This window comes from Bradyrhizobium sp. WBOS07 (assembly GCF_024585165.1).
GTDB classification, from domain to species: domain Bacteria; phylum Pseudomonadota; class Alphaproteobacteria; order Rhizobiales; family Xanthobacteraceae; genus Bradyrhizobium; species Bradyrhizobium japonicum_B.
The window spans coordinates 5,968,606-5,987,479 of sequence record NZ_CP029008.1 but is presented as its reverse complement, the minus strand read 5'-3'; the positions used below and the strand labels follow the sequence as shown (position 1 = coordinate 5,987,479).

The following is an 18,874-nucleotide window of genomic DNA, read 5'->3' as shown; positions in this document are numbered from 1 at the left end:
AGCCCTCGTCCTTCGAGATGCGGGCTACGCCCGCTCCTCAGGATGAGGGCGGGAGCTACACTGAGCTCCCACTTTCCCAGTTCACTTCATCGGCCAGACCGCCTCGGCGATCGCAGCCTGCGGCGGGAAGATGGTAACGAACTTGCCGCCGATATATTGCAGCAGCACCGGGTCGGCGTCGTTGTTCTGGCCCATCTCGTCGAACTTGACGCGCTTCCATGGCATGATGGTCTGCTCGCCCGGGATGTCGGTCGCCGCCAGCGCGTCGCGGATCTTCTCGCCGTCGGTCGACTTGGCGCGGCTGATGGCGTCGGCGAGGATGATCAGGCCCATGAACTGGCGCGAGGTGAGGTCGTTGAAGTCCTTGCCCGACTTCGCTTTGAACATGTCGTTGATCTTGCCGACCATCGGGCGCTTCTGGGCGAGGTCGAGCGAGAACGTGCCGCGCGAGATCACGCCTTCGAGCTTGTCGCCGACGGCATCATAAAGCGCCTTCTCGGAGAAGCCGGCGTCCTGCGCCACGATCGCATTCGGCTTGTAGCCGAGCTCGGCCATGGTCTTGACCAGAAGGATGCCGTCGGTGGTGTAGCTCGATGGCATCAGCACGTCGGCCTTCGCCGACTTGAGCTGCTGCACCTCGGCCGAGAGCGAGGGCGAGTTGGCGCGATACTTGATGTCTGTGACGATCTTGTAGCCGCGCTCGCCGGCGATCTTGGCCTGGGCGTTGCCGGAATCGGTGCCGAAGATGGTGTCCTCGTGGAACAGCGACAGCGTCTCGATCTTGGTGCCCTTCTTCTTCATGGCATCGAAGAAGTCGAACATGGCGGCCGAGTACATCTCGTCGTGCGGCGCGGCGCGGAAATAGTACTTCAGGCCGCGGCGATGCAGGCTCGGCGAGGAATTGTCGGCGGAGACGAACGGGACCTGGTAACGCTCGCAGATCTGGCTGACGGTGACGGCGACCGCGCTCTGATAGGTGCCGATGATGGCGCAGACCTTCTCCTGCGTGATCAGGCGCTCGGCCTCGGCGCGGCCCTTCTGCGGATCGGCCTGGTGGTCGGCGAAGACGAGGCGGACCTTGGCGCCGCCGAGGCCCGGCAGGCCTTCGCCCTTGGCCAGTGGCAGATCGAAAGCGGTGTCCTTGTTGATGACCTCGAGCGCGGTCTCGTAGGCCTTCTGCGCGTCGACGCCCTGCTGCGCGCTGCCGCCGGAGAACGGATAGATCACGCCGATCACGACCTCCGTCGTCTGGGCTCGTGCAGCGAGAGGCACCAGGGCAGCGGTGGCGGTGGCACCTAACAACACGTCGCGGCGAGTGATCGTCATGGCAGGGTCCTTTGTGACTGAATTTCAGATGATCGAATGAAGCGATTGACGGATGCGGTAAAGCTCGAAGAAGCAGCAGATGCTGCCCGTTAAATCACGGCCAGGGTCCTGTTCTTGAGATCCGTGACCAGCATCAGGCCGGGCGAATGCGTGATCGCGAACGGCAGCTTGGCGGCATTGATGACCGATTGCGGGGTCACGCCGCAGGCCCAGAACACCGGGATCTCGTCGTCGGCGACGGTCACCGGATCGCCGTAGTCGGGCTTGGAAATGTCCTTGATGCCGATCAGATGCGGATGGCCGAGATGCACGGGCGCGCCGTGCACGGCGGGATAGCGCGAGGTGATCTGCACCGCGCGGATCGCATCCGCCGGCTTGAACGGGCGCATCGACACCACCATGGGTCCTGCGAACGGTCCGGCTTCGCCGCAAGGAATGTTGGTGCGGTACATCGGCACGCGCACGTTCTGCTCGATGTGGCGGATCGGCATGCCCTCGTCGAGCAGCGCCTCCTCGAACGAGAACGAGCAGCCGAGCACGAAGGTGACGAGATCGTCGCGCCAGTACTTGGTCACATCGGTCGGCTCGTCGACGATCTCGCCATCGCGCCAGACGCGATAGCGCGGCACGTCGGTGCGGATGTCGAGCTCGGCGCCGAGCGCCGGGATGAAAGGGCTGCCGACATCGGACATGCCGATGATCGGGCACGGTTTCGGATTGAGCTGACAGAAGCGGTGAAAGGCGCCGGCATAGTCCGCCGGCAGGATCGCCAGATTGCCCTGGACGAAGCCGGGGGCGACGCCGGCGGTGGAGGCGACCAGCCCCTCGCGGTAAGCGAGCCGGGCCTTGCGGCTCGGCAGCATGTCGGTTGTTTCAGTTTGCTGCGTTGCCACCAAAACAGTCATGTGATTGACCTGCCCATAAACTCGACAAAGACAAGCCAACACCACGCGTGCTATAAAGTCTAATCGTCGTTTTTAATCAATCTCGATAAATCTGATTTATCGACTGGGAAAATCCTTCCATGCTGGACTTCAGGTCGATCGAGACGTTCCTGTGGGTGGTGAAGCTTGGCAGCTTTCGCGGCGCCGCCCAACGGCTCAACACCACCCAGCCGGCGATCTCCCAGCGCATCGCCCAGCTCGAGCGCGAGATGGGCGTGAAGCTGCTCAACCGTGATCATCGCGTGGCTTCACCGACCCCGAGCGGCCGGCAGATGATGGTCTATGCGGAGAAGCTGATCGGCCTGCGCGCACAGATGATGGCGGAGATCAGCGATGCCTCGGCGATGCGCGGCGTGATGCGGCTCGGCGTCGCCGAGACCATCGTGCACACCTGGCTGCCGCGCCTCGTGAAGAGCGTCAACCAAGTCTATCCGAACCTGTCGCTGGAGATCGAGGTCGACATCACGCCGAACCTCACCGCGCGCCTGCTCGCGCAGGAGATCGAGCTTGCGTTCGTGGTGGGACCGCTGTCCGCCTCCGGCGTGCACAACCGCGTGCTTGCCGATTATCCGATCGGGTTTCTTGCAAGCCCTTCGCTCGGGCTCGGCAAGGGCCCGGTGACGCCGGCCGACCTCGCGCGGTTTCCGATCATCACTTTCCCGCGCAAGACCAAGCCTTACGAGGTGGTGCGCGAGGTATTCGACCGGCCGGAGCTGCCGCCGATCCGCCTGCATGCGTCCGCCTCGCTCGCCACCGTCATCCACATGGCGGTCGAGGGGCTGGGCGTCGCCGTGATTCCCGACGCCATCGTCGAGAGCGAGCTCGCCGACGGGCGGCTGCAGCTGCTCGACACCGATCTGGCGATCGCGCCGCTGACCTTCACCGCGAGCTGGCTCGCCTCGCCCGACGTCGTTGCCGTGGAGCGCGTCGCCGAGCTTGCACGGCAGATTGCGCAGAGCAGCCTCGCGGTTGACGCGCCCGCGCAGGCGCGTCATTGAAAAAGGCGCCGGGCAACCTTCAACGTCATTCCGGGATGGTGCGCAGCACCAGACCCGGAATCTCGAGATTCCGGGTTCGGCTCTTTGAGCCGCCCCGGAATGACAGCCAAAATGGACTGACCACATGAGCCGTGCCGCCACCAACCTGCAAATCGATTCCGCCCGCCTCTGGGGCGCCATCCACGAGACCGCGCAATTTGGCGCGACGGCTAAGGGCGGCGTGCGGCGGCTGACGTTGAGTGCCGAGGACAAGCAGGTGCGCGACTGGTTCCGCAAGGCCTGCGAGGAGGCTGGCCTCGAAGTGCACACCGATGCGCTCGGCTCGCAGTTCGGCCTGCGCAAGGGCCGCGACATGTCGAAACTGCCGGTCGGTATCGGCTCGCATCTCGACACCCAGCCGACCGGCGGCAAGTATGACGGCATCCTGGGCACGCTCGGCGCGCTGGAAGTGATCCGCACGCTGAACGATGCCGGTATCGAGACCGAGGCACCGATCTGCATCGTCAACTGGACCAATGAGGAAGGCTCGCGCTTCGCACCTGCGATGATGGCCTCCGCCGCTTACGTCGGCGACTTCACCACCGACGACATTTTGTCGCGCAAGGATGCCGAGGGCACCACCGTCGGCCAGGCACTGGACAGCATCGGCTATCGCGGCGACAAGCCGGTGGGCTTCCAGAAGCTCGGCTGCTTCGTCGAATTGCACATCGAGCAGGGCCCGATCCTGGAGGCCGAAGGCAAGACCATCGGCGTCGTCGATTCCGGCCAGGGCGTGCTGTGGTACGACGGCAAGATTTCTGGCTTCGAGAGCCATGCCGGTTCGACCCCGATGCCACTGCGCCGCGATGCGCTCGCGACATTGTCGGAGATCGTGCTGGCGATGGAGGCCATCGCGAAGAAGCACGGGCCGAAGGCGGTCGGCACCATCGGCGAGGCCGTGATCGCCAACCCCTCGCGCAACGTCATTCCCGGCGAGATCGCCTTCACCATGGATTGCCGCAGCGCGGATGGCGCGATCATGGACGCGCTGGATCGCGATTTGCGCGCCGCGATTGCCGAGATCGGCGCCCGCCGCAAGGTCGAGGTGAAGATCGATCTGGTCTGGCGCAAGCCGCCGACGCATTTCGATCCCAAGCTGATCGCAGCGGTGGAGAGCGCGGCGAAGACGCTCGGCTATTCCTCGCGCCGCATCACGTCCGGCGCCGGCCACGACGCCTGCAACCTCAACACCGTGATGCCTGCGGCGATGGTGTTCGTGCCCTGCAAGGACGGCATCAGCCACAACGAGCTGGAGGACGCCACGCAGGGCGATTGCGCCGCAGGTACCAACGTCCTCATGCATACCGTGCTGGCGATCGCCGGCGTCGCGTCCTGATCGGAGAGAGCCATGCGCGGAGTTTTCGTCGACGCCAACGAAGCCCTTGCCGTGATCATGGAGCGGCTGGGGAAGCCCGGCGATCCCAAGGTGCGGATCCACCGGGACCCCGACATCAATCCGGAGCAATACCCTGAAATCCTCGACGGCGCCGAGATCGCGATCGTCGATCACACCGCGCTGCCGACCGAGGTCGCGAAGAAGTGCACCGGCCTCAAGCACGTCGTGTTCCTCGGCACCGGCGCACGCAGCTACATGAACCCGGAGGAGCTCGCCGAGCTCGGCATCTCCGTGCATCTGATCAAGGGCTACGGCGACACCGCGGTCGCCGAAGCCGCGATTGCGCTGATGTGGGCCTCGGCGCGCGTCATCGCGATGATGGATCGCGAGATGCGCGTCGGCAACTGGCTGCGCGAGGACGGCATGCAGCTCACCGGCAAGACGCTCGGGCTGATCGGCTTCGGCGGCATCGCCGCGGAGGTCGCGCGCATCGCCTCCGGCAGCGGCATGAAGGTGATCGCCTGGAATCGCTCGCCTAAGAGCCATCCGAGCGTCGAATTCACCGATCTCGATACGGTGCTGGCGAAGAGCGATGTCGTGTCGCTGCATCTGCTGCTCAACGACGAGACGCGCGGCATGATCACGCGCGAGAAGATCGGCAAGATGAAACCCGGCGTCATCTTCGTCAACACCGCGCGTGCCGCGATCGTCGACGAGGCCGCCATGATCGAGGCGCTGAAGTCGGGCCACATCCGCCATGCCGGCCTCGACGTCTTCAACACCGAGCCGCTGCCCGCCGACCATCCGCTGACGAAAATTCCTAACGTGACGCTGTCGGCGCATTCGGCGTTTCGTACGCCCGAGGCCAGCGAGAACCTTATTGAAGCGGCGCTGGTTCATTGCCGCCGGATCGTGAAGGGATAAGAAGAACAACAATGGCCGAGTATCGCACCATCAAGGCAGGGCCGCTTACCAGCGCCATCCACGCCATCGTCAAGGCCGGCGGATCATCCGACCGCGAGGCCGAGCTCGTGGCCACCAATCTCGTCGAAGCCAATCTCAAGGGCCACGACTCTCACGGCGTCGGCATGATCCCGCGCTATGTCCAGAGCGTCACCAATGGCGGCCTTGCCGTGAACCAGCACGTCAAGATCGTGCTCGACACCGGTCCGCTGCTCACGCTCGATGGCCTCACCGGCTACGGCCAGGTGATCGGCCATGAAGCGATGGAGCTGGCGGCAGAGCGCGCCAAGCGCAACGGCGTGTGCCTCGTCGGACTCTCCAACGCGCACCACATCGGCCGGATCGGCCATTGGGCCGAGCAGTGCATAGAGCACGGATTGGTCTCGATCCACTTCGTGAACGTGATCTCGCGCCCGATCGTGGCGCCCTGGGGCGGCAGCGATGCCCGCCACGGCACGAACCCGTTCTGCGTCGGCATCCCGCGAGGCGGCAAGGACCCGATCGTTCTGGATTTCGCCACCAGCAGGATCGCGCAGGGCAAGACCCGCGTCGCCCACAACAAGGGCGTCGAGCTGGAGCCCGGCACCATCATCGATCATGAAGGCAAGGCGACGGTCAATCCGCGCTACACCGTGATCCCGCCGTATGGCGCCATCCTCCCCTTCGGCGAGCACAAGGGCTCGGGCCTCGCGCTTGTTTGCGAGATCCTCGGCGGCGCGCTCTCCGGCGGTCAGGTGGTGAAGGGTTCGTCCGACGGCAAGCACAACGTCCTCAACGGTATGCTCTCGATCGTCATCGATCCCGGCAAGCTCGGCACCGGCGAGAACCTCGCGCGCGAAGTCGAGAGCTTCGTCGCCTGGCACACCGGCTCGCCGCCCGCTCCTGGGGTCGACAAGGTCAGAATCGCGGGCGAGCCCGAGCGCGAGACGAAGAAGAAGCGTCTCGCTGAAGGCATTCCGGTCGACCCGACCACCTGGCAGGAGATTCTCGAGGCCGGGAAGAAGTTCGGGCTGGACCAGGCGGCGATCGAGAAGATCGTGGGCTGAACGGCTCGACCCGCAATGCGCTCCTTCCTTCTCCCCTTGTGGGAGAAGGTGGCGCGAAGCGCCGGATGAGGCATTCTCACGCGAGCAATCGTGCAGTGATGCAGGTCTGTCCCCGCGGAGGCAGACCCCTCACCCGTCCGCCGCTCCGCGGCGAGACACCCTCTCCCACAAGGGGAGAGGGGACAGTCGCCCGTCAATCCACCATATCCGCAACGGCCTTTCCGCACGCCGTGGTATCGGCATTGCCGCCAAGATCCTTGGTGCGCAGCGTGCGTTCGGCCAGCGTGCGCTCGATCGCCTCGACGATCGACTTGCCGGCTTCCTTCTCGCCGAGATGCTCGAGCATCATCGCGCCGGACCAGATCGCGCCGATCGGGTTCGCAATCCCCTGCCCCGCGATATCGGGCGCGGAGCCGTGCACCGGCTCGAACACCGACGGGAAGTCGCCCTCGGGATTGATGTTGCCTGATGGTGCGATGCCGATGGTGCCGGTGCAGGCCGGGCCGAGATCGGACAGGATATCGCCGAACAGGTTGGAGCCGACCACGACGTCGAACCAGTCCGGGTGCAGCACGAAGTTCGCCGTGAGAATATCAATGTGGTACTTGTCCCACTTCACGCCTGGAAACTTCTTGGCCATCGCCTCCACGCGCTCGTCCCAATAGGGCATGGTGATGGAGATGCCGTTGGACTTGGTCGCCGAGGTCAGGTGTTTCTTCGGCCGCGACTGCGCGAGCTCGAAGGCGAATTTCAGGATACGGTCGACGCCGGTGCGGGTCATCACCGTCTGCTGCGTCACGAACTCGCGGTCGGTGTCCGGGAACATGCGGCCGCCGACGGAGGAATATTCGCCTTCGGTGTTCTCGCGCACCACCCAGAAATCGATGTCGCCGGGCTTACGGCCCGCCAGCGGCGACGGCACGCCGGGCATCAGCCGCACCGGACGCAGGTTCACGTACTGGTCGAACTCCCGGCGAAACTTGATCAGCGAGCCCCATAGCGAGACGTGGTCGGGAATCTTGGCCGGCCAGCCGACCGCACCGAAATAGATCGCATCGTGCTTGCCGATCTTGTCCTTCCAGTCATCGGGCATCATCTGGCCGTGCTTCTCGTAATAGTCCCAGGACGAGAAGTCGAAATGGTCGAAATGCACGGAGACGCCGTGCTTCTTCGCCGCCGCCTCCAGGACGCGCAGGCCCTCAGGCATCACTTCCTTGCCGATGCCGTCGCCGGGAATGACCGCGATCCGGTATTGCTTCTTGCTCATCGAGAACGTCCTTGGTTGGTCCGGCAGCCGCCGCCCTTTTTGACCGCACTGCAATGGACCAAACGCGTCGGCAGTGCAACGCTGCACTGCAATGTTGACCATGGCGCGGCCAGGCGCCTACTGATTTGATCCTGTTCCTATCCTGCGAGCACCCTCATGGATCTGCATCTGCGTGGCAAGCGTGTCCTGATTACGGGCGCGTCCAAGGGCATTGGCGCTGCCGCCGCCGAGGCGTTTGCCGAGGAAGGCGCACATCTCCTGCTCGCCGCCCGCAGCGGCGAGGCGCTGAAGTCGCTGGCCGACCGCCTGCGCGCCGCCCACCAGATCGATGCCGCAACGAGCATCGTGGATCTGCGCAAGGAAGAGGACGTGGCACGGCTCGCCAGGGAAGCTGCCGACATCGACGTGCTCGTCAACAATGCCGGCGACATCCCCGGCGGCTCGATCGACAAGATCGACGAGGCGGCCTGGCGCCACGCCTGGGAATTGAAGGTGTTCGGCTATATCAACCTGACGCGGCATATCTACGCGCAGATGAAGGCCAAGGGCAGCGGCGTCATCGTCAATGACATCGGCGCTGCAGGCGAGAAGTTCGACGCCAATTACATCTGCGGCAGCGCCGGCAACGCCGCGCTGATGGCCTTCACCCGCGCGCTCGGCAGCAAGAGTCTCGCCGACAACATCCGCGTTGTCGGCATCAATCCGGGCCCTGTCGGCACTGACCGCCACATCACCCAGCTCAAGACGCGGGCAAAGCACCAGTTCGGCGACGAAAGCCGCTACAAGGAATTCCAGAAGGGCCTGCCGCTCGGCCGCCCCGCGCATGCGCGCGAGATCGGCGACCTCATGGCGTTCCTGGCCTCGGACCGCGCCGGCTATACGTCGGGCGTGATCTACACGGTGGACGGCGGCATCAGCGCGGGCTGGGGTTAGTTTATCGTCATTGCGAGCGCAGCGAAGCAATCCAGGAATTTGTCCGCCGGTCGCAGTCTGGATTGCTTCGCTGCGCTCGCAATGACGACACAATGAGCAACAGGAGTAAAATAATTGTCTCAAGACCTGATCCGGGAAACCGCATGCGCCGTCGTCGACAAGCTGCGCTCCGGCGACGTCTCGCCGCTCGAACTGCTGGACGTGCTGGAGAAACGCGTCAGTGAAGTCGACGGCAAGGTCAACGCGCTGCCGACCCTGTGTTTCGATCGCGCGCGGGACAACGCCAAGGCCTTGATGCGCAAACCCGCTGGCGCGCGGGGGTTGCTCGCGGGCCTGCCGGTGCCGATCAAGGATCTGACCGACGTTGCGGGCGTGTTGAATACGCAGGGCTCCCCGATCTTCAAAGACAACATCCCCGCCAAGTCCGACCTCATGGTCGAGAACCTCGAAGCCAACGGCGCGGTGGTCTACGCCAAGTCCAACACGCCGGAATTCGGCGCCGGTGCCAACACCTTCAACGAGGTGTTCGGCGCGACGCTCAACCCCTGGGATACGACGAAATCCGCGGCAGGCTCCTCCGGCGGCGCGGCGGTGGCCCTGGCCACCGGCATGGCCTGGCTGGCACAGGGCTCGGACATGGGCGGAAGCTTGCGCAGCCCCGCCGCTTTCTGCGGCATCGTCGGCATGCGGCCGAGCATCGGCCGAGTCGCGCATACGCCGAAGGCGGGCATCGATCGCAATCTCGGCGTGCAGGGCCCGATGGCGCGCAACGTCGAAGATCTCGCGCTGCTGCTGGATGCCATGAGCGGCGACTACGCCATCGATCCGCTGTCGCTGCCCGCCCCTGCGACCTCGTTCCTGTCGGCGGCGCAGGCGGGCAAGAAACCGAAGCGCATCGCCTACTCGCCCGATCTCGGCATCACCCCTGTTGATCCCGAAGTGAAAGCAATCACGCGGAAGGCGGCGGAACGCTTCGCCGAGGCCGGCGTCATCGTCGAGGAGGCGCATCCCGACTGGCGCGAGGCGCATGAATGCTTCCACGTGCTGCGCGCCTTCGATTTCGCGATGACCAAGGCCAATCTGCTGCGCACCAAGCGCGATTTGCTCAAGCCCGAGGTGATCTGGAACATCGAGGAGGGGCTCAAGCTCACGGTGGAGCAGATCGCGTGCGCCGAGGCCCAGCGCGTCGGCATGACCGAGCGCGCGGTCGAGTTCTTCAAGACCTACGATCTGCTGCTGACGCCGACCACGATCGTGCCGCCCTTTCCGATCGAGCACCGCTATGTCGCCGAATGCGCCGGCAAGAAATTCGACAATTACGTCGAGTGGCTCGGCATCGTCTACGCCATCACGCTGGCCTGCTGTCCCGCGCTGTCGCTGCCCTGCGGCTTCACGGCGTCCGGCCTGCCGGTCGGCGTGCAGGTGGTCGGCGCACCGCGCGCGGACGCGCAAGTGATCGCCGGCGCAAAGGTGCTGGAGGATGTTCTGAGCTTGCGCGGGACGACGCCGATCGATCCGAAGGTGAAGATGTAGCCGGACGTGCCCCCGGACGCAGCGCAGCGCTTCTTCGGCGGCGCGCTACAGAGCCGGGGCACGAGAACCCAGATAGTCACGCTCCATGACGACGCCCCCTCGCATCACCCTGATCCACGCCCTCAAGCACTCCATCGCCCCGATCGAGGCCGCGTTTGCGAAAGCGTGGCCGGCGGCGCGGCTGATGAACCTGCTCGACGACAGCTTGTCGGCGGATCTGGCCCGTGACGCCAGGCTCAACGACGCCATGACCGAGCGCTTCCTGGCACTCGGCGATTATGCGGCGGCGACGGGCGCGGATGGAATCCTGTTCACCTGCTCCGCCTTCGGCCCCTGCATCGAAGCGGTCGCGCGCGCGCAGGCGCCGATGCCGGTGCTGAAGCCGAACGAAGCGATGATCGAGCGCGCGGTGACGATGGGCAGGCGCATCGGCCTGCTCTCCACCTTTCCGCCGACGCTGGCCTCGATGCCGCCGGAGTTTCCGGCCTCGGTCCAGGTCGTTCCGAAACTTGCCGACGGCGCGCTGGCGGCGCTCGACCGCGGCGACCGCGCCACGCACGACCGGCTGATCGTCGAAGCGTCACAGGACCTGCGCGATTGCGACGTCATCGCGCTGGCGCAGTTCAGCATCGCGGCGACGGCACCGCTGGTCGCTGACGCCACCAGCCGTCCCGTCGTGACCACGCCTGACAGCGCCGTCGACAAACTGATGACGCTGTTGGGAGCGAAGGCTTAGGCAGCCGTCGCTTTTCGACGCCGCGCGGCCCTGATCGCGAGCGCGAGCGCGGCCTTGGTCTCGTTGACGAAATCCTCGACCAGCTCCTCGCGCGTGGCGTGGGCGGCCTCGCCGGTGAACAGGCCCTGCTCGGCCAGCATCACGACGCCGTGCAGCGCCGCCCAGATCTTGAGCGCTTGCCGCTCGCGCAAATAGCCGACGGCGGGCGCTTCCAGCGCCTCGATCACCAGCGCGAACGTCTCGCGCGTGACTTCGTGCAGTTCGCTGCCCTTGGCCGCGCAGGAGACGGTGCGCGAGGCGAACATCAGGCGGTAGATGCCGTTGCGGCGCAGGCCGAAATCCAGGGTCGCCTGTGCCAGCCGTGACAATTTAGATTGCTTCGACGGCCCGGCCATCGCCTCGCGCAGGATCGCGCAGAGCTGCCGGAACGCCTCCGCCGTCACGGCCGCAAGCAGCGCCTCGCGATCGGCAAAGTGTCGATACGGCGCCGGCTGAGACACACCGAGCTGCTTGGCCAGCGCCTTGATGCTGATCGCCTCGGCGCCGCCCTGCTCCGCCTCGCGTAGCGCGGCCTTGATCAAAGCATCGCGAAGATCGCCATGATGGTAGGTGTTTTCGGGCTTGCGGGCGAGTTGAGAGCGCATGTTGTGGCCAAGCCTACAAGTTTGCGCTTGACAGGGAAAGCCTGGCGCGAATGTAATAGCATATAACTTAAAGCCCGCGGCAAATGCCGCGGATAAAATTGACATGAGGAATGCGCCGCCCTGCGGGCCACGCGCGGATACGACCAAGGATGCCGCCATGACAGAGCGACTGAGGGTTCACGTCGATCCCGACAAATGCCAAGGCCACGCGCGCTGCAAAGCGCTCGCGCCGGAACTCTTCGAGCTCGACGAATTTGGCAACGCGCACGAAGCCGGCGACGGCACGGTCCCGCCCGGGCTCGAAGACAAGGCCTGGCTTGCCAAAGCCAATTGCCCGGAAATCGCAATCGACGTGATCGAGGAGTAGCACGGGCGCCCTGTGTGCCCGCGCGATTCGACCGCCAGCCCGAGGATTCCCTGTCATGTCCGACGTCAGCCAACCTGTCGCCCATCCGCCCGTCACCGACTGGGTCAACGATTTCGATCACACCGATCCGCAGTGGACGGAAGACCCGTTCCCGATCTGGGAGGAGATGCGCGCAGCGAGCCCGGTCGTGCACACGAATCGCTTCCTCGGCTGCTACATGCCGACGACCTATGAGGCCGTACGCGAGATCGCCAACGACACCGAGCATTTCTCCTCGCGCCGCATCATCGTGCGCGATGTCCGGCCCGAAGTCGCCAGGAACGCAGCTCCGCCGATCACCTCCGACCCGCCCGTGCACAAGCCGGCCAAGCAGCTCCTGCTGCCGCCGTTCACGCCGGATGCGATGAAGAAGCTGGAACCGCGGATGCGCGCGATCTGCAATGAGCTGATCGACGGGTTCATCGCCGACGGCAAGGTCGATGCCGCCGCGCGCTACAGCAAGTACATTCCGGTTCGGGCGATTGCGCACATGCTGGGCATTCCCGAAAGCGACAGCGATCTCTTCATCAAATGGATCCACATGATCCTCGAGCTCGGCATCAAGGACGAGAGCAAGCTGCTGCAGGCCGTGCAGGAGATGAGCGCCTATTTCACCGCGCACATCGAGAAGCGCAAGACCGACCCGACCGACGATCTCATCTCCTACCTGATGAACGCCAGGGACAAGGAGGGCAATCCGCTCGAAGATTCCCACGTCCTTGGCTCGCTGCGCCTGCTCCTGATCGCCGGCATCGACACCACCTGGAGCGCGATCGGCTCCTCGCTCTGGCATCTGGCGAAGACGCCGGCCGATCGCGAGCGGCTGATCGCCGAGCCCGGCCTGATGCCGATCGCTGTGGAGGAGCTGCTGCGCGCCTATTCGCCGGTGACGATGGCCCGCGAGGTGGTCAAGGACACGACGATCTCGGGCTGTCCGGTCAAGGCGGGCAACATGGTGCTGTTGTCCTTCCCGGCCGCCAATCGTGATCCCAACGTGTTTCCGGATGCCGACACAGTCGTGATCGACCGCCGCGAGAACCGCCATGCCGCCTTCGGCCTCGGCATCCACCGCTGCGTCGGTTCCAACCTGGCGCGTATGGAGATGCAGGTCGCGCTGGAGGAATGGCTGAAGCGCATTCCGGACTTCCGGCTCGATCCGGCAGGCACGGTGACGTGGTCGCAAGGCACGGTGCGAGGCCCCCGCCAGTTGCCATTTCTGCTCGGAAAGGCGATGTAAGCCTTTCCGACACGGGAACGGAGAGGCCGGACGGCCATGGCTGACGACAACGAGCCGCCCGACAGCAAATTGACGCGCACCAAGGAAGCATGGGCGCGTGAGGGCCGCTTCCTCACCGGCAGGATCGCGCGGCCGGAAGACCAGCGCCTGCCGCCGGGCCAGCATCTCACCAAGGATTGGCCGGTGCTCGATCTCGGCGTCACCCCGCCGATTTCGCGCGAGCGCTGGCGGCTCGACGTCTACGGTGCAATCGAGTCCCCTGTGTTCTGGACTTTTGCGGAGTTCGCGGCGCAGAAGCAGGCCCGGTTCACCTCCGACATCCATTGCGTCACGACCTGGTCGCGCTACGACAACGAGTGGGAAGGGCTCGCCACGCGCGAATTGCTGGCGGCCTGCCAGCCGCGCGAGGATGCGCGCTTCGTTGTGCTGCATTCCTACGACGGCTACACCACCAACCTCGCGCTGGAAGACTTTGCCGCCGAGGATGCCCTGCTCGCCCATAGCTGGTCCGGCCAGCCGCTGACGGAGGAGCATGGCGGCCCGGTGCGGCTGGTCGTGCCGCATCTGTATTTCTGGAAGAGCGCGAAATGGCTCCAGGCCATCGAATTCCGGACCGACGACGCGCCGGGCTTCTGGGAGGTCCGCGGCTATCATAACCGCGGCGATCCCTGGGCCGAGCAGCGCTATTCGGACGATTAGAGTTCAGATTTGGAACGAGGGAAAGCCATGCCGACCGAACGCTTTCAATTCACGGGCGAAGGCGGCCATCAGCTGGCGGCCGCGCTGGAATTGCCTGACGGCGAGCCCGCGGCCTACGCGCTGTTCGCGCACTGCTTCACCTGCGGCAAGGATACGCTGGCGGCCAAGCGCATCGCGGTCGCGCTCGCCGCCAAGGGCATCGCGGTGCTGCGCTTCGACTTCACCGGGCTCGGCTCCAGCGAAGGCGATTTCGCCAATTCGACGTTCTCCTCCAACGTCGCCGATCTCGTGCACGCGGCCGATCATCTGCGTAGCGTCCGCAAGGCGCCGTCGATCCTGATCGGGCACAGCCTCGGCGGTGCCGCGATCCTGGCGGCCGCCGGACAGATCCCCGAAGCCAAGGCGGTTGTGGCCATCGCGGCGCCATCCGATCCCGCTCACGTCACCGGTCTGTTCAAGGAACATATCGACAAGATCCGCACCGAGGGTGAGGTCCAGGTCTCGCTCGCTGGACGTCCGTTCCGTATCAAGCGCGAATTCCTCGAGGACATCGCGGAGCACGAGCTGATGAGGGATATCACCGGCCTGCACAAGGCGCTGCTGGTGATGCACTCGCCTGTCGACGACACCGTCGGTATCGACAACGCCACCAAGATCTTCGTTGCTGCCAGGCATCCCAAGAGCTTCGTCTCGCTCGATCACGCCGATCATCTCCTGAGCAAACCCGCCGACGCGCTCTACGCAGCCGACGTGATCGCGGCCTGGGCGGGCCGCTACATCGACACCGCGAAGCCCGCGAAGGCGATGAATCTGCCCGAGGCACCGCGGCAGGTCGTGGTCCAGGAGACCCGCAAGAGCAAGTTCAACCAGAGCATCATTGTCGGCCCGCATCATCTGGTGGCGGACGAGCCGGTCGCGGCCGGCGGCGAGGACGCGGGCCCCGGGCCCTACGACTTCCTGCTTGCCGGTCTCGGGGCCTGCACCTCCATGACCATGCGCCTCTATGCCGACCGCAAATCGCTGCCGCTCGATCGCGTCACGGTCACGCTGAAGCACTCCAAGATCTACGCCAAGGACTGTGCGGAGTGCGACACGCGCGAGGGCATGCTCGACCAGATCGAACGCGACATCACGATCGACGGCGCGCTCGATGCCGAGCAGCGCAAGAAGCTGATGGAGATCGCGGACAAGTGTCCGGTGCACCGGACGCTGACGTCGGAGATCCGCATCGTGACAAAGGCGGTGGATTAGCTCAGGCGATCGTCGAGCCCGCTTCGGCGGCCTTTACCGGCTGAACCCGTAGCGCGCCGCGCAGGCCCGCCGTCGTGCCGAGCACGATTCCGGCGAGCGCGACCAACGAGCCCAGCGCGAGCGTCGACATGCCGGTCAGCCCCTGCCCGATCGAACAGCCGAACGCCATCACGCCGCCGATCCCCATCAGCGCCGCGCCGCTGCCCGAGCGCAGCATGTGGCGCGGCGAGGAATAGCCTTCGAGCTTGAAGCGGCGGGTTGCGAGCGCCGTCACCAGGCTGCCGGCGAAAACGCCGGCGACCGTGGCGATGCCGAAGTTCAGCGTCAGGCCGGTCGAGAGCATGGCGTATTGCAGGCTGTCGGCGATCGGCGCGATGAAGGTCAGGGAGGTCACCGGGATCGGATTGAAGTCGTCGGCGCCGAGATGGCCGGTGACGACCCAGCCGCCGGCGACGAGGAGGCCGACGATGGTCCCCGCTGCGATCTGGCCGGGCGAGCGGCGGAACCCGGAGTGCGCGAAAGCGAACAGGATCAGCGCGACGACCATCACCGCAGCGGCAACCACGCGTGAGAGCGATTCCGTCAGACCGAGCGTCGCCAGCAAGGACGGCAGCGAGTTCGCGTTGACGGTCGTTTGCGAAGCCTGAACCAGCGCGATGCGCGCCGGCGCGATCAGGCCCTTGAGTGTCATTTGGGCAGCGATAGCGAGCACGATCACGACGACGAAGGAACGGAGATTGCCGCGGCCGAGCAGCACCAGCGCGCGCGAGCCGCAGCCGTTCGACAGCACCATGCCGTAACCGAACAGCAGGCCGCCGAGGAACAGCACCGGCGCCGAGAACGATGGTTGCAGGTAGATGGTGTTGCCGAGATCGACGATGCCGTTGCCGGCGAGGAATTGGCTCGCGGCAATTGCCACCGCGATCGCCAGTGCATAGGTCCGCACCAGCCGTCCGTCTCCCTCGGCCAGCCAGCCGCGCATGCTGCTCATCAGGCAGAAGCCGCTGAGCAGACCCACGGCGCCGTAGACGAGACCGATGCCGAGGCCGGCGAGGATGACGAGTTCGGACGATTCCATGATTACGGCTTCAGAATCACCCGGTCGCGCGAAGAGCCGGCGACGGCGACATAGGCCTCCTTGGCGCGCTCCAGCGGATAGACGGCATTCGCCTTGATCGGGAACGGCTTGAGGTGGCCGCTCGCAAAGCCCGGGCCGAGGTCGCGCAGCACTGCGCCGGTCGCCGTCGAGGACAGGCCGAGCGTATCGATGCCGACATAGGTGTGCTGTCCCCGGTAGAATTCGAGGATGTTGAACTGCACGATGCGGTCGATCGCGGCGATCAGGATCTGGCGACCGCGCAAGGCGAGCGACTTGTGCGCTGCCTCGAAATAGGGATCGCCCACCGTGTTGAAGACGATGTCGGCGCCCTTGCCGCCGGTCAATTCGCGCACGCGCGCGGCGACGTCGGTCGCGGAGGCATCGATCACCTCGATCGGCGCGTTGCTGTGGCCTTCATAGGCTTCCGCCTTGCGGACCACGCCGATGACGCTTGCGCCCTGCCACGTCGCGATCTGCACCGCGGCCTGGCCGACCTTGCCGTTGACGCCGAACACCAGCACGGTGTCGCCCTTCTTCGGCAAGCCCGCGCGGCGAAAGCCTTCCATCGCGGTGACGAAGGGCACGCCGATGCCGGCAGCCTCCTCCCACGACACCGTCTTCGGCTTCTCCACCACGGCGTCGGCCTCGACCACGAGATGGCTGGCATGGGTGCCGTCGCGGCGGATGCCGAGATCGCCGGAGGAACCGAACACCTCGCGGCCGACCGTGCCGGCCGGCCCGTCGATGACGATGCCGGCATAATCGCGGCCCGGCGTGCGCGGGAACACGGCATAGGGCATCAGCCCGGTCGCGGCCTTCACGTCGGAGGGATTGACGGCGGCAGCCTTCACCTCGATCAGGAGATCGTTCGGGCCGCGCTTCAGCGCGTGGCGCTCGACTATCGGCGCAAGCGCGGCGGCGTTTTCGGCCTTGGCCTTGAGGCGCACGCAGCGCGCTTCGACGGATTTGGCATCCAGTGACGACATGAAAGGACCCGAGATTCCTCGCGGGCCTTGTCGCCTCTGAAGCCGATCGAGTCAATCCGTCCGGTCAGTCCTTGGGCCGCTTGTCGTAGAGCCGCTTGGCCTTGCCGAGCGAGCGTTCCAGCGTGTCGGGCGCAACCACCCTCACCTTCGAGCTGATCCCGATCGTGTTCTTGATGTGGGTCGAAATCCGGTCGGCGTGGTCGACGAGGCCCCGGCCATCCCAGCTCTCGGATCGCGCTTCGGCGATGATGGTGAGCTCGTCCAAGCGGCCTTCGCGGGTCAGCTCCAGGATGAAGTGGCCGCCGCACCAATCGGTCGCGAGCAGGACCTCCTCGATCTGGGTCGGGAACAAATTGACGCCGCGCAGGATGATCATGTCGTCGGAGCGCCCAGTCACCTTCTCCATGCGGCGCATGCCTGGCCGTGCTGTGCCCGGCAGCAGCCGTGTCAGGTCGCGGGTGCGATAACGGATCACCGGGAACGCTTCCTTGGTCAGCGAGGTGAAGACCAATTCGCCCTTTTCGCCGTCGGGCAGCACCGCGCCGGTCTCGGGATCGATCACTTCGGGGTAGAAATGATCCTCCCAGATGTGCAGGCCGTCTTTGGTCTCGATGCATTCCTGCGCGACTCCGGGGCCGATCACCTCGGACAGGCCATAGATGTCGGTCGCGTCCATGTCGAAGGCGTCCTCGATCTCGCCGCGCATGGCGTTGGTCCAGGGCTCGGCGCCGAAGATGCCGACCTTGAGCGAGCACTGGCGCGGATCGAGCTTCTGGCGCTTGAACTCGTCGAGAATCGCCAGCATGTAGCTCGGCGTCACCGTGATGATGTCGGGCCGGAAATCGTTGATGAGCTGCACCTGCCGCTCGGTCATGCCGCCGGAGATCGGCACCACGGTGCAGCCGAGCTTCTCGGCGCCGTAGTGCACCCCTAACCCTCCGGTGAAGAGACCATAGCCGTAGGCGTTGTGGATGATCATGCCGGTGCGGCCGCCGGCGGCGCGGATCGAGCGCGCCATCACCTCCGACCAGGTGTCGATATCGGCTTGCGTATAACCAACCACGATCGGCTTGCCCGTCGTGCCGGAGGAGGCATGCACGCGCACCAGCTTCTCGCGCGGCACGGCAAACATGTTGAACGGGTAATTGTCCCGCAGATCCGTCTTCACGGTGAACGGAAATTTCGCAAGATCGGATAGCTCGCGAAAATCGGACGGGTGCACACCGGCCGCGTCGAACGCCTTGCGATAATGTGTGACGTTGTCGTAGGCGTGCTTCAGCGACCAGGCCAGCCGCTGTTTCTGCAGCGCCATGATCTCGTCGCGCGAGGCGCGCTCATGCGCGTCCATCTCCGGGCTATAGGCGCGGCCGCCTTGCTCGAGCCTCGTCAGGTTCATCTTCGTTTCCCCACATCATCGGTTTTCTTTTTGTT

18 protein-coding genes are annotated in these 18,874 nt (G+C 65.3%); 11 read left to right on the top strand and 7 right to left on the bottom strand.

The window, feature by feature from the left end:
- Window positions 1–81 precede the first annotated feature (81 nt).
- The gene (locus DCM79_RS28470; protein ID WP_257177392.1) at window positions 82–1,326 is read right to left on the bottom strand and encodes an ABC transporter substrate-binding protein; all 1,245 of its coding nucleotides are present in this window, start codon (window positions 1,324–1,326) and stop codon (window positions 82–84) included.
- Between the two features lie 89 nt (window positions 1,327–1,415).
- Window positions 1,416–2,231 carry a putative hydro-lyase gene (locus tag DCM79_RS28465; RefSeq protein ID WP_257177391.1) on the bottom strand — a complete coding sequence of 272 codons (816 nt, stop codon included), beginning with the start codon at window positions 2,229–2,231 and terminating at the stop codon, window positions 1,416–1,418.
- Window positions 2,232–2,350: 119 nt separating this feature from the next.
- Here DCM79_RS28465 and DCM79_RS28460 point away from each other — a divergent pair, with 119 nt between their 5' ends.
- The 4 genes from DCM79_RS28460 to DCM79_RS28445 all read left to right on the top strand — a co-directional run bounded on the left by DCM79_RS28460 (window position 2,351) and on the right by DCM79_RS28445 (window position 6,652).
- Entirely contained in the window at window positions 2,351–3,268 is a 918-nt protein-coding gene (locus tag DCM79_RS28460) for a LysR family transcriptional regulator (protein ID WP_028135248.1), read from the top strand.
- 124 nt (window positions 3,269–3,392) lie between these two features.
- Window positions 3,393–4,643 (top strand): Zn-dependent hydrolase, encoded by a 1,251-nt coding sequence (locus DCM79_RS28455; RefSeq protein ID WP_257177390.1) that lies wholly within the window; start codon window positions 3,393–3,395, stop codon window positions 4,641–4,643.
- A gap of 12 nt (window positions 4,644–4,655) precedes the next feature.
- The gene (locus tag DCM79_RS28450) at window positions 4,656–5,567 is read left to right on the top strand and encodes an NAD(P)-dependent oxidoreductase (RefSeq protein WP_257177389.1); all 912 of its coding nucleotides are present in this window, start codon (window positions 4,656–4,658) and stop codon (window positions 5,565–5,567) included.
- 11 nt (window positions 5,568–5,578) lie between these two features.
- On the top strand, window positions 5,579–6,652 hold the full coding sequence (locus DCM79_RS28445) for a malate/lactate/ureidoglycolate dehydrogenase (RefSeq protein ID WP_257177388.1): 1,074 nt from the start codon (window positions 5,579–5,581) through the stop codon (window positions 6,650–6,652).
- 193 nt (window positions 6,653–6,845) lie between these two features.
- Here DCM79_RS28445 and DCM79_RS28440 read toward each other — a convergent pair whose 3' ends face one another.
- The gene (locus tag DCM79_RS28440; RefSeq protein ID WP_257177387.1) at window positions 6,846–7,919 is read right to left on the bottom strand and encodes a tartrate dehydrogenase; all 1,074 of its coding nucleotides are present in this window, start codon (window positions 7,917–7,919) and stop codon (window positions 6,846–6,848) included.
- A 156-nt stretch (window positions 7,920–8,075) separates the two neighbouring features.
- Between DCM79_RS28440 and DCM79_RS28435 the strand changes: the two genes are divergently transcribed.
- From DCM79_RS28435 to DCM79_RS28425, 3 genes are all read left to right on the top strand, one after another.
- A complete protein-coding gene (locus DCM79_RS28435) occupies window positions 8,076–8,852 on the top strand; it encodes an SDR family oxidoreductase (RefSeq protein WP_257177386.1) in 777 nt (258 codons plus the stop codon).
- Window positions 8,853–8,966: 114 nt separating this feature from the next.
- The gene (locus tag DCM79_RS28430) at window positions 8,967–10,385 is read left to right on the top strand and encodes an amidase (RefSeq protein WP_257177385.1); all 1,419 of its coding nucleotides are present in this window, start codon (window positions 8,967–8,969) and stop codon (window positions 10,383–10,385) included.
- A gap of 85 nt (window positions 10,386–10,470) precedes the next feature.
- A complete protein-coding gene (locus tag DCM79_RS28425; protein ID WP_257177384.1) occupies window positions 10,471–11,121 on the top strand; it encodes an aspartate/glutamate racemase family protein in 651 nt (216 codons plus the stop codon).
- On the opposite strand, the gene DCM79_RS28420 is transcribed toward DCM79_RS28425, so the two are convergent.
- A complete protein-coding gene (locus DCM79_RS28420; RefSeq protein ID WP_257177383.1) occupies window positions 11,118–11,765 on the bottom strand; it encodes a TetR/AcrR family transcriptional regulator in 648 nt (215 codons plus the stop codon). The two genes, DCM79_RS28425 and DCM79_RS28420, sit on opposite strands and share 4 nt — an antisense overlap.
- Window positions 11,766–11,922: 157 nt before the next feature.
- On the opposite strand from DCM79_RS28420, the gene DCM79_RS28415 reads away from it, so the two are divergent.
- Genes DCM79_RS28415 through DCM79_RS28400 form a run of 4 tightly spaced genes read left to right on the top strand, consistent with a single transcriptional unit; the run spans window position 11,923 to window position 15,358 of the window.
- Complete coding sequence (locus DCM79_RS28415) at window positions 11,923–12,132, top strand: ferredoxin (RefSeq protein WP_028135239.1); 210 nt, start codon at window positions 11,923–11,925, stop codon at window positions 12,130–12,132.
- A 55-nt stretch (window positions 12,133–12,187) separates the two neighbouring features.
- On the top strand, window positions 12,188–13,408 hold the full coding sequence (locus DCM79_RS28410) for a cytochrome P450 (protein ID WP_257177382.1): 1,221 nt from the start codon (window positions 12,188–12,190) through the stop codon (window positions 13,406–13,408).
- A gap of 36 nt (window positions 13,409–13,444) precedes the next feature.
- The gene (locus DCM79_RS28405; RefSeq protein WP_257177381.1) at window positions 13,445–14,107 is read left to right on the top strand and encodes a sulfite oxidase-like oxidoreductase; all 663 of its coding nucleotides are present in this window, start codon (window positions 13,445–13,447) and stop codon (window positions 14,105–14,107) included.
- A gap of 27 nt (window positions 14,108–14,134) precedes the next feature.
- Entirely contained in the window at window positions 14,135–15,358 is a 1,224-nt protein-coding gene (locus DCM79_RS28400; protein ID WP_257177380.1) for a bifunctional alpha/beta hydrolase/OsmC family protein, read from the top strand.
- Window position 15,359: 1 nt separating this feature from the next.
- On the opposite strand, the gene DCM79_RS28395 is transcribed toward DCM79_RS28400, so the two are convergent.
- From DCM79_RS28395 to paaK, 3 genes are all read right to left on the bottom strand, one after another.
- A complete protein-coding gene (locus DCM79_RS28395) occupies window positions 15,360–16,436 on the bottom strand; it encodes a YeeE/YedE family protein (protein ID WP_257177379.1) in 1,077 nt (358 codons plus the stop codon).
- Between the two features lie 2 nt (window positions 16,437–16,438).
- Window positions 16,439–17,443, bottom strand: coding sequence for a zinc-binding alcohol dehydrogenase family protein (locus tag DCM79_RS28390; RefSeq protein ID WP_257177378.1), 1,005 nt, complete (start codon window positions 17,441–17,443; stop codon window positions 16,439–16,441).
- Window positions 17,444–17,507: 64 nt separating this feature from the next.
- The gene (gene paaK, locus DCM79_RS28385; RefSeq protein WP_257177377.1) at window positions 17,508–18,839 is read right to left on the bottom strand and encodes a phenylacetate--CoA ligase PaaK; all 1,332 of its coding nucleotides are present in this window, start codon (window positions 18,837–18,839) and stop codon (window positions 17,508–17,510) included.
- Window positions 18,840–18,874: the final 35 nt, after the last annotated feature.

Coding starts and splice junctions, on each gene's coding strand:
- DCM79_RS28400 (WP_257177380.1), top strand. CDS start 14,135: ATGCCGACCGAACGCTTTCAATTCACGGGCGAAGGCGGCCATCAGCTG.
- DCM79_RS28445 (WP_257177388.1), top strand. CDS start 5,579: ATGGCCGAGTATCGCACCATCAAGGCAGGGCCGCTTACCAGCGCCATC.
- DCM79_RS28405 (WP_257177381.1), top strand. CDS start 13,445: ATGGCTGACGACAACGAGCCGCCCGACAGCAAATTGACGCGCACCAAG.
- DCM79_RS28395 (WP_257177379.1), bottom strand. CDS start 16,436: ATGGAATCGTCCGAACTCGTCATCCTCGCCGGCCTCGGCATCGGTCTC.
- DCM79_RS28465 (WP_257177391.1), bottom strand. CDS start 2,231: ATGACTGTTTTGGTGGCAACGCAGCAAACTGAAACAACCGACATGCTG.
- DCM79_RS28440 (WP_257177387.1), bottom strand. CDS start 7,919: ATGAGCAAGAAGCAATACCGGATCGCGGTCATTCCCGGCGACGGCATC.
- DCM79_RS28415 (WP_028135239.1), top strand. CDS start 11,923: ATGACAGAGCGACTGAGGGTTCACGTCGATCCCGACAAATGCCAAGGC.
- DCM79_RS28420 (WP_257177383.1), bottom strand. CDS start 11,765: ATGCGCTCTCAACTCGCCCGCAAGCCCGAAAACACCTACCATCATGGC.
- paaK (WP_257177377.1), bottom strand. CDS start 18,839: ATGAACCTGACGAGGCTCGAGCAAGGCGGCCGCGCCTATAGCCCGGAG.
- DCM79_RS28435 (WP_257177386.1), top strand. CDS start 8,076: ATGGATCTGCATCTGCGTGGCAAGCGTGTCCTGATTACGGGCGCGTCC.
- DCM79_RS28390 (WP_257177378.1), bottom strand. CDS start 17,443: ATGTCGTCACTGGATGCCAAATCCGTCGAAGCGCGCTGCGTGCGCCTC.
- DCM79_RS28470 (WP_257177392.1), bottom strand. CDS start 1,326: ATGACGATCACTCGCCGCGACGTGTTGTTAGGTGCCACCGCCACCGCT.
- DCM79_RS28455 (WP_257177390.1), top strand. CDS start 3,393: ATGAGCCGTGCCGCCACCAACCTGCAAATCGATTCCGCCCGCCTCTGG.
- DCM79_RS28460 (WP_028135248.1), top strand. CDS start 2,351: ATGCTGGACTTCAGGTCGATCGAGACGTTCCTGTGGGTGGTGAAGCTT.
- DCM79_RS28450 (WP_257177389.1), top strand. CDS start 4,656: ATGCGCGGAGTTTTCGTCGACGCCAACGAAGCCCTTGCCGTGATCATG.
- DCM79_RS28425 (WP_257177384.1), top strand. CDS start 10,471: ATGACGACGCCCCCTCGCATCACCCTGATCCACGCCCTCAAGCACTCC.
- DCM79_RS28410 (WP_257177382.1), top strand. CDS start 12,188: ATGTCCGACGTCAGCCAACCTGTCGCCCATCCGCCCGTCACCGACTGG.